The following is a 9,783-nucleotide window of genomic DNA, read 5'->3' as shown; positions in this document are numbered from 1 at the left end:
TTTCCCGGCATCTGCGGAGCGTCATGCGCGTTGGCGGCATCCGGCCGAAATAACGTCTGTATGTCCGGACGTGAGCTCTTACGGAATCGATTCTGTAATTCTGTGATTCAATCCGGACATGCAGATCGGCTACGCGCACGTTTCGACGGCCAGAACTTGGACCTGCAATGCTCTGATGCTCTGATGCGCGCCGGCTGCGAGTAGATCTTCGAGGAGACGCAATCCGGCCGGACCGGCAACAAGCGTCCCGCGCTCGAGGTCGACAGCTTGGGATCATCCAGACCGCTCATGACCTGCAGCAACGCGGTCCCTACCCGGCTTAGTGCAGGAGATAACTCTCTGCCCGGGATCCTGGAGGGACAGGCATAGATACTTCAACTCGGTGTAGTCCTCGAGGCCGTACTCGAACCTTCGCGGCCGATGCCGGACTGCTTGATGCCACCGAACGGCGCAACCTCGGTGGAGATGAGCCCCGTGTTGATGACGACCATGCCCTATTCCAGCGCCTCGGAGACACGGAAGATCCGGGATGCATCGCGGGTGTAGATGTAGGACGCGAGACCGAACTCGGTAGCGTTTGCGCGCTTGATGACCTCTTCTTCCGTATCAAATCGGAAGAGAGGCGCGACCGGCCCAAATGTCTCTTCGCGCGCGACCTTCATCTCCTGCGTTACATCGGTCAGGATCGTCGGCGTGAAGAACAGCCCACCTCTTTCGTGCGGTTCGCCGCCGGCGACGACTTGAGCACCCATTGCACATGCGTCGGCAATGTGCTCCTTCACTTGGCGGCGGCCTTCTCCTCGATGAGCGGTCCGATCGCCACGCCTTTCTCGAAGCCGTCGCCGACCTTGAGGCTCCTGACGCGCTTCGTCAACGCCGCCGCGGCGGCATCATTGATCCCGGACTGCACGTAGAGGCGGTTGGCGCACACACAGGTCTGCCCGGCATTGCGGAGTTTCGACAGGATCGCGCCTTCGACGGCAGCATCCAGGTCCGCGTCGTTGAAGACGATGAAAGGGGCGTTGCCGCCGAGTTCGAGGCCAAGGTTCTTGATCCGGCCGGAAGCCTGCCGCATCAGCGTGCGGCCAACCTGCATAGAGCCTGTGAACGTGATCTTGCGAACCTTGGTGTTCTCGCAGAACGCCTTGCCCACCATGACCGCGTCCTTCGAAGTGATCACCGAGAACAGTCCGCCCGGCAGTCCCGCGCGCTCGGCGAGCAGCGCCAGTGCCAGCGCCGAGAGCGGTGTCTGGGCGGCGGGCTTGGAGACGATGGCGCAGCCGCAGCAAGCGCTGGCGCCACCTTCCTCGCTAGCATCTCATCCGGGGAGTTCCACGGGGTGATCGCACCGACCACGCCGACCGGCTGGCGTATTACCATAATGCGCTTGTCGTCCTGATGTCCGGGAATGACGTCGCCGTAGGACGCTTGCTTCCTCGGCGAACCACTCGACGTAGGACGCGCCGTACAGGATCTCGCTGCGCGCTTCGGCGAACGGTTTGCCCATCTCGGCGGTGAGGACGGCCGCGAGATCGTTGGCATTCGCGACCATGAGGTCATGGAGGGCGCGCAGGACCCCAGCTCTCTCCTTGCCTGTGCGTCGGGTCCATTCCCGTTACGCGCGGTGCGCGGGGTCGATGGCCTGCTCCACCGTATCCCTTCCGACATCGGGGACCGACGAAACGACCGCGCCGGTCGAGGGGATTGGTCATGTCAAAGCGACGTCCGCCCGAAATCCATTCGCCGGCGACATAGGCGCGTTCGATCAGAAGAGAAGGAACGGCCAGTCCCTCCGGCATCATGGTAAGTACACCCATACCCAGAGCTCCACTTTCAAGTCTTGTAAGTATTCAGCCGCCAGGCGGATCAGATCATGAATGAGCCGCCGTTAACGTCGAGCGTGACACCCGTGAGGAAGGCAGCGTCTTCAGATGCCAGGTAGGCGACCGCAGCGGCGATGTCGTCACCGGTGCCCAGTCGGCCGACAGGAATGCTGGCGACGTAGGCCTGGTTAAGTTCGGCACCAGCCGCGGCAGCCATCGGAGTTTCGATGCGACCCGGCGCAATGGAATTCACCGTGATGTTCGCTGAGCCGACTTCAACCGCAAGGGTGCGGGCAAGGGCCATCATGCCGGCCTTTGACGCGGCATAGTGTGCTCCTGCAATCTCGGTTTTCGTTCGGCCGGCCACCGATGCGATGTTGATGATCCGGCCCCATTTCGCCGCCCGCATGTGGGGAAGACAAGCCCGGCAGCAGAGGAAGGCGCCTGTCAGATTTACTTCGAGAACCTGACGCCACTCCACGGCGAGCATCTCCTCAACCGTTGCCTTCCGTCCGCCGTGTTTCGGAGAGATTCCCGCGTTGTTGACCAGGATGTCGACCCGCCCGAATCGAGCCGATGTAGCCTGGACCATTCGCGTGACATCAGCGTCTGTGGACACATCAACGCGCACCGCCAAGGCCCGCCCAGTACAGTCCGAAGACAGGGTCGAAATGCTGGCGTTCAGGTCACTCTCGGAGAGGTCCGCCAGCACAACATTGGCGCCGGCGTTGAGAAACCGGGTGGCGATCGAAAGTCCGATGCCCCGCGCGGCGCCTGTCACCAGAGCCACCTTGCCGGCGAATGCGGTCGCGTGCGAAACCTGGTCCACGACCTACTTCTCCTACACTGTGGCGACGGGTGTCAGCGGCAAGCCGAACGAGCCGGGCAGGCGCAGAGGCGGAGCGGTAAGGAAAAACCGGCTAAGGTTATGATCTCTTAGCCACGCAGCCAAGTCCGATAGATACCAGAGCTCGTCAAGGCCAAGCTTGAATAGACAATGCTGGTGCAGCGGCAGGCCGGCGCAGTGGTCGCAGCCGTCCGGTACGCGATTCGGATACGCCTCCACCGCGAAGTTGTCGGCAACCAGCGCGGCGATACCGCAGTCGTCGATCCACCGGAGCAGCCTGTCGTCCCGCCCCTCTAGTACGGCGCAGGCATTGTGCAGAACACGCGGATCCGGGCTGCCGTCCATGTCGACAACAAGTTTGGCGAATCCGGTGTGAACGCACAGTATGTCGCCCGCCTCGACTTTAACGGACTGAGTCTGCATAGCACGCACTAGGGCATCGTAGCCGACCAGGGTTCGGTCCCGTCCATAGATCCTGCCTAGGTCAAGCAGCACGCCCCAACCTTGGACGCAGGTCTCGGCGAACTTGTCGATGCCTAATCGGCGCGCGCGAGCTCCGCCTTCGGCATCGGGTCCAAGAACATCCGTGCCGCCCCTGAAGCCATTATAATAGACGATCTCAGCGGTGCCGTCATCGTCGGTGTTGAAATGCTGCCCGATGTGGCTAAGGGCGTCCCACTGCGTCGAATATTGTGTGAATAGTGTCACGCTGTCATCGCAGGACGCGTCAATGTAATGAGTGTTCTCCAGATATAGGGGATAGTTCACCGCCGGCAGTCCCTGCTTGCGTATCGCCACATGACGACGCGGCGGCTTGCGGTTCGGATTGAGCGCAGTCCCGCCGGGGAGATCCAGTGGCAAGCTGAGGCAGAAAGCCCGGCCGGTCCTGATCTCGGCGGCCGCTTTCAGTCGGATGTCATCCGTGATCAGGTTGAGGCGCCCGACTTCGTCGTCGGCGCCGAACAGGCCCCGGTTTGCGCCTTCCGGCTTATTGTTCCATCGGTTGCCCACGTAACGCCATTCCGCTCAGTGATCCAGGGTCCCGGCAAACAGCGAAATCGGAGGATGCGCATCGGGATCCGTCATCACCTCGATGAGTGTCGGCCGCTCGGCGACGAGGGCTCGCTTGAGGACCTCCGGCAGAGCCGCAGCGTCCTCGACTCTTATCCCTTCGCAGCCACAGGCGCGCGCAATCGCCGCGTGATCAACCGCTGCAAAATGGCAGGCTGTGGTATAGGCCCCAAACTTCACGGTTTCTGCGTCCTTCTGGAAGCCGAGGATGCCGTTGTTCAGGACGACGACCGTCACCGGAATTCCCATGCGGACCATCGTCTCCAATTCGGCCCAGGAATGGGCAAAGCCGCCGTCCCCGACAAGCGCCACAACAGGTGCCGAAGGCCGCGCGACTTTTGCTCCAATGGCGAGCGGAAGGCCCCATCCGAGCCCGGCGAGCCCACGGGGTGTGAGGAAGCGCGTCCCTTCCCGTGGCGCTCGCAGATGACCGACGACCCACATCGATGAGTAGCTTGCATCAGCAGTGATGATCATCTCTGGCTGGAGCAGATTCTGCAGTTCCGCCATCACGCGTTCTGGCCTGATCCCTGCGGTTGCCTGCTTTAGAAGGGGTGCCCTGACCGTCTCGAACTGGCGCCAGGCATCGGCAATCCGCTCGGCCAGACCGGGGCGCGCCTGTGACCTTGCCTTGAGATCTTGGGTCTTGAGGGCCTGCGTGAGTGCTTTGAGGGTTTCTGCTGCATCCCCGACGAGGCGGACTGCCTCGTAGTTGCGCCCGATCTCCTGCGGGTCAAGGTCGATCTGGATGATCCTTGTACCCGGACGAATGAGGCGCCAGCTGTCGGTGCCGTTCTGGTTGTTTCGTGTTCCAACTTGCAGGATCAGGTCGGCATCCTCGACCAAGCTCCGCGTGAAGCGGCCAAGCGATGTTGGCCCTACGAGGGATCCGAGCACGCCGAATGAAAGGGGGTGGAATTCATTGACGGCACCCTTCCCCATGTTCGTCGTGAATACAGGGAGCGAGGCAAATTCCTGAAGGTTCGCCAGAGCCGATGGCGCGCCGGTGGAAAGGGCGCCCCCACCCGCCATGACCACCGGGCAATGGGCTTTCGCGATTAGGAAAGCCGCTTCGGCAATGCTGGCATCCGACGGCCGGGTCCGGTCGAGGGGCCAGGCGCTGAGGCATGCCTCGCGCTTGTGGGCGCTGGGCTGGGCTGTCTCGCGGAGCAGGTCAGCCGGCAGTAAAAGGACGGCAGGCCCCGGCCGGCCACTCGCCGCAGCCACGAACGCGGCGTCCACGTAGTCGTCAACCCGATCCGCGGTGCCAATACGGCGCGTCCACTTGGCGCAGGATGCGAAAAGCGCCAGGTGATCGAGTTCCTGAAAGGCATTCTTATCCACCTGCAGTCGCTCTACCTCCTGAATGAGAGCCACCACGGGGATGCTGGCCTTCAGGGCCTCGGCCAGCGGTGCAACGAGCAGTGCCGCTGCTGGACCGTTCTGGGCGGTGACCACCGCGACCTGTCCCGAGGCCCTCGCGAAACCATCGGCCATCGCACCACCCATATTCTCCTGGCGGTAGGCGATTTGACGGATTCCGATTTCCTCCGCAGCGAGGATCACGGCGGAAGGAAGGCTCTGACCGAATATGAACTTCACGCCGTGGCGCGACAACGCACGAGCGATTGTTACGGCAACGGTAGGTTCGATTTCTGTCATCGTGTTTCTTCCTATAGAGTTCTGAATGGTCAGGCGCAGAGTGACCGCGGCCCCAAGGCGCGTAACATGCCGTGCGGTTGACACGCTGGCACTGCCCGGGAGCCCTAACGAGTAGTGCGGATTCAGACCGCGGCGAGCATGCGGGCTGAGGCAGCTTGCATTCTGGATCTTGACCGCCACCAGATGAAGTACATGGCGACGAGCCAGAGCACGGGCAGAAGCATCAGCAGCGACGCCACCGCGGCGACGGTGGGGTCGATTTCATGCCGGATGTTTTCCCACATCTTTAAGGGAAGCGTGCGTATGGATAGACCGCTGACGAGCAAGGATATGACCACTTCGTCGAACGAATGGAGGAACGCAAAAACCGCCCCGCCGAGGATGCCTGGCCGGATCAAAGGCAGAGTCACCCTCATGAATGTCCGGAACGGCCCGGCCCGCATGCTCTTAGCGGCTTGCTCAAGACTAATGTCAAAGTTGGCCAGCGTTGCCGCGACGACAACTACGACATAGCTCATAGCGCCAATGCTGTGCGCCAAGACGATGCCTGTCTTCGATCCGACTAGGCCGAAGGATACCAGACCAAGGTAGGCTGCGATGCCGACCACGATCACCGGAAAGGTGATCGGTGCTAGGAGGACCAACGTGAGCACGTTGCGCAGCATTGGCGCGCTGCGACTGAGTCCATAGGCGGCCAGCGTGCCGAGTATGGTCGAGATTATGGTTACCGAGATTGCAATTTCGAAACTGCTCAGCGCGGCCCCGTTCCACGACGGATCGGCAAAAAACGAACGATACCATTGCACGGAAAAGCCGGATGGAGGGAATTCCAACTGCGTTCCGGCGCTAAAAGACACGATGATCACCACCACGCCCGGGAAGAGGAGAAAGAGTAGGGTGAATATGACTACCGTGATCCCTATGAACCTCCACACATGGGTGGCGTCGCCAGCGCGGTAAAGATGCATGTTCCAGCGACGCGCCCGCCGAAGCGTGCCGAGCTCAGTGAGATGTCGCACCAAGGCCCCCGCTGCGGGAAAACGGTTTCGCCGATCCGACGCAGCATTGCCTTTGGGGCCGGCCGGATTGAGTCTGAGGACGGCGAGCACCGTCATCGCGATCGCGAGGAGAATAAATGACGCTGCCCCTATCCGGCCGAGATTGAATGAGCTTTGCACCTCAGCCGCGATGAAAGTCGAGAGCATGGCATCGCGCAGGCCACCAAGGGCTGCGGGCGTGATGTAGAATCCGAGGCTCAGGATGAAGACGAGCAACGCACCACTGCGTAAGCCGGGCAGACTGAGCGGTAAGAACACGCGCCAGAAGGCCGAGAACGGACGCGCGCCCATGCTGCGCGCGGCTGCCACTTGCGACTTATCGATGCCGAGCATCACGCTCACTAGCGGCAGGATCATGATCGGCAACATGATGTGGACCATGCCGATATACATGGCCATACGGTTGTAAATCAGAGGCAGAGGACTGGTGATGACGCGCAGATCGAGCAGCAGGTTATTGATAAGGCCGCGGTCACCTAGGATCATGACCCAGGCGTAGGTTCGGGCCAGCGAACTCGTGAGATACGGGATCAGGACGAGGATGACCAAGACAGACCGGACCTGCTTCGAAGCAGCCGTGATCAGGTAGGCCGTCGGGTAGCCGATGATAGCGCAGATGACCGTGGCTACGATGCTTACCTCGATGGTCTGGATGAGGACGCGAACGTTCGCAGGATGCACGAAGAACGTCACGTAATTGACGAGGGAGAGCGCGGGGGCGTTGATGCTGTTTAAGAAGAGCTGGACGATCGGTATGGCAAAGACGAGTAGCAGGAGGCAGAGCGCCGGAAAGGTCAGCACAACAGAGGCCCGCGTAAGCTTTTGTAAAGTCAACATCTGCGAGTCCCCTGAGATCACGTCGTGACGAAGCGGATGTCCGATCTCAACCAGTCGAGCTGAATGGTGTCCCCGATCTGGAAGATCTGACGCCCCGCGGCGACGTGTTCGCGTATGACCACGTCGTTATCGCCGACAGCCACATGGTATCTTCGCAGCGGGCCGGCATAGATCATATCGGTCACGGTGCCGGCGACATGCTGGCGCTGATCGGCGTCGGCACTCTTCGTGGCGCCAGGGGCGGAGATCCGTATACGTTCCGGCCGGATCATCGCGACGGTGCCGTCCGGTTGCGGCGTATCCGACTCAACAGCGAATGACGGATCATCGAGGATGTTGGCGTCCCCAAGGAAATTCGCGACAAACCGGGAGACAGGACGGTCATATAGCGCCTCAGGCGTGTCAGTTTGCTCAATTCGTCCAGCGTTCATCACCACGATCCGATCGGAAAGCGTGAGCGCCTCCTCCTGGTCGTGTGTGACACACACCGTAGTGATTCCGAACTCTTTGTGAAGCCCCTTGATCTCACCCTGCATTTGCTCACGCAAGTTACGGTCTAGTGCTCCCAACGGCTCGTCTAGCAACAAGATTGGAGGGTCGGCTATGAGGGCCCGGGCGAGCGCCACGCGCTGCTGCTGCCCACCGCTGAGCTGTGATGGCATGCGGTCACCCAAGCCGTCCAAATGGACACGTGACAGGATGCGTTCGGCTCTCGCGGCCCGCTCAGCCGACCTGATGCCGCGCATCTCGAGCGGAAATTCAAGGTTGCGGCGAACGGTGAGGTGCGGGAAGAGCGCATAGCTTTGGAAGACGACGCCCTGATCGCGCCGATAGGAAGGTACCGAGGCGACGGACTTCCCAGCGATGCGGATATCACCTTCGGTAGGCGCCTCGAACCCCGCCAGCAGCATGAGTGTCGTCGTCTTGCCAGAACCGCTCGGACCAAGGATCGTGAGGAACTCGCCGCGCCCAACGGTCAACGACAGGCTCCTGACCGCAATGACCTGACCGTATAATTTGGTGACGTTCCGAAATTCGATTTGCTCGGAAAGAGCGAGTTTCTCCAATGGTCTATCCTTAGCTAGCGGATGCAGCGTTCTGACTGGTGCATTCATGTTCGTCACTCCAAGCCGAACGATGACGTGCTGGTTCGGTGCGGCACGTCATCGGTAAATGCCGTCGCAAAAGGCCGACAGGGGCTTAAAGCAGGATCCACTCGTTCCAGCGCTGGACCAGCTTTTCGGTGTTCGTGAGCCCGTCCGATCCCTTCTCGGCGTACCATTTCGAGTCGATTAGCACACTTGACCTCAGGTAGTCGGGGTGGCTGGCCAGCGAGCGCCCAATATCTTCCGGTAGAACCTTGAACGCGTTGAGGTTGCTCGGGCCGAACGGCATGAGTTGTGAAAATGCTGCCTGACGGTCGGCGCGCGCGGTAAATGCGACAAACTGTTGCGCAGCGTGCGCGTTAGGAGACCCCTTCACAATCTGCCAGTAGTCCCAAGTTATTTTCGCCTGGTTACGATTAATTTCAAGCGGTGCTCCCTGCTTGATCAACGTGCCGGCCCTACCATCATAGGCATTTACAAGATCTACTGCCTTGTCATGCATCATCTGCTGGATTTCGGACCCTGTTCCCCACCATTTGCGAATATCGGGCTTTATTCTGTCCAAACTTTTGAAAACACGATCTAGGTCCATAGGATATATATCCTTTGGATTTACGCCATCGGCGAGAAGGGCTTCCTCCCAAGGGCCTTCTGAACCATATTGGCCGCTGACAAGACTGCGGACACCCGGGAAACTGTTCACGTCCCAGAATTCCGCCCATGTGGTCGGCCGCAGCTTACCCGCTGGGAATTTTTCGGTATTGTAGACCATGACGAACGCATAAACTACGTTAGCTACGCCAAACGGCTGCTTTGCGAAGTCGGCGAGCCCGTCTAGGTCTTCATTCCTGTAAATAGAATAATCGATCGGCTCAAAAAGACCCTTTTGGGACAACTCGAACGAAGATCCCTGGTTAGCGGTGACAACATCGACGGTGACGTTATTCTGCGCAACCATCATCTCGATCGATGCCCGGTCGCCCTGATCGGTAATCGGGGTCATCTTAATGCCTGTTTCGGCTTCAAATGGTTTTACATAGGCCTCAATCATCGCCTTTCCGGTATCGCCACCGTAGACAAGGACGCGCAGTTCGCCAGGAGTCTGCGCCGATGCCTTGTTACTGGCAATGGAAGGAAGTGCGCCGGCAGCCAAGGCGGTTGATGCTGCCTGCAGGAAACGCCTGCGGTTAATGATAATAGAGAAGCTCATGGCCATTCCCCTTTTTTAATGTTGAGCATAATTGAATATGCAATTTTCGCCGACCCAGCGGACGGCCGCAATCGAGACTTCGCGAAGTGATCTACGTGGCGGTGCCGACGCGGTCCTGTCCTGCGCGTTTCACGGTCAACTGAAGCATCTCTCGCCGTTCAGCCCGGTT

General features: G+C 60.2%; 6 protein-coding genes and 1 pseudogene. All 7 read right to left on the bottom strand.

Annotated elements, in window-relative coordinates; all coding sequences use genetic code 11:
- Positions 1-360 precede the first annotated feature (360 nt).
- Positions 361-1,802 (bottom strand): annotated as a pseudogene (locus EOA33_RS13560) (NAD-dependent succinate-semialdehyde dehydrogenase); the annotation flags it as partial.
- 64 nt (positions 1,803-1,866) lie between these two features.
- Positions 1,867-2,652 carry an SDR family NAD(P)-dependent oxidoreductase gene (locus tag EOA33_RS13555; protein ID WP_126080658.1) on the bottom strand — a complete coding sequence of 262 codons (786 nt, stop codon included), beginning with the start codon at positions 2,650-2,652 and terminating at the stop codon, positions 1,867-1,869.
- A 12-nt stretch (positions 2,653-2,664) separates the two neighbouring features.
- Complete coding sequence (locus EOA33_RS13550; protein WP_126080657.1) at positions 2,665-3,681, bottom strand: cyclase family protein; 1,017 nt, start codon at positions 3,679-3,681, stop codon at positions 2,665-2,667.
- Between the two features lie 15 nt (positions 3,682-3,696).
- Entirely contained in the window at positions 3,697-5,403 is a 1,707-nt protein-coding gene (locus EOA33_RS13545; protein ID WP_126080656.1) for an acetolactate synthase catalytic subunit, read from the bottom strand.
- A gap of 122 nt (positions 5,404-5,525) precedes the next feature.
- A complete protein-coding gene (locus EOA33_RS13540) occupies positions 5,526-7,298 on the bottom strand; it encodes an ABC transporter permease subunit (protein ID WP_126080655.1) in 1,773 nt (590 codons plus the stop codon).
- Between the two features lie 17 nt (positions 7,299-7,315).
- Positions 7,316-8,413: an ABC transporter ATP-binding protein gene (locus EOA33_RS13535; RefSeq protein WP_126080654.1), complete on the bottom strand. Its 1,098-nt coding sequence runs from the start codon at positions 8,411-8,413 to the stop codon at positions 7,316-7,318.
- An 85-nt stretch (positions 8,414-8,498) separates the two neighbouring features.
- On the bottom strand, positions 8,499-9,614 hold the full coding sequence (locus EOA33_RS13530) for an ABC transporter substrate-binding protein (protein WP_126080653.1): 1,116 nt from the start codon (positions 9,612-9,614) through the stop codon (positions 8,499-8,501).
- Positions 9,615-9,783 lie beyond the last annotated feature (169 nt).

It is taken from the genome of Mesorhizobium sp. M4A.F.Ca.ET.050.02.1.1 (assembly GCF_003997725.1).
GTDB lineage: Bacteria > Pseudomonadota > Alphaproteobacteria > Rhizobiales > Rhizobiaceae > Mesorhizobium.
The sequence above is the reverse complement of the archived record's forward strand: the minus strand, read 5'-3'. Positions and strand labels throughout refer to the sequence as shown.

Coding starts and splice junctions, on each gene's coding strand:
- EOA33_RS13545 (WP_126080656.1), bottom strand. CDS start 5,403: ATGACAGAAATCGAACCTACCGTTGCCGTAACAATCGCTCGTGCGTTG.
- EOA33_RS13540 (WP_126080655.1), bottom strand. CDS start 7,298: ATGTTGACTTTACAAAAGCTTACGCGGGCCTCTGTTGTGCTGACCTTT.
- EOA33_RS13535 (WP_126080654.1), bottom strand. CDS start 8,413: ATGAATGCACCAGTCAGAACGCTGCATCCGCTAGCTAAGGATAGACCA.
- EOA33_RS13530 (WP_126080653.1), bottom strand. CDS start 9,614: ATGAGCTTCTCTATTATCATTAACCGCAGGCGTTTCCTGCAGGCAGCA.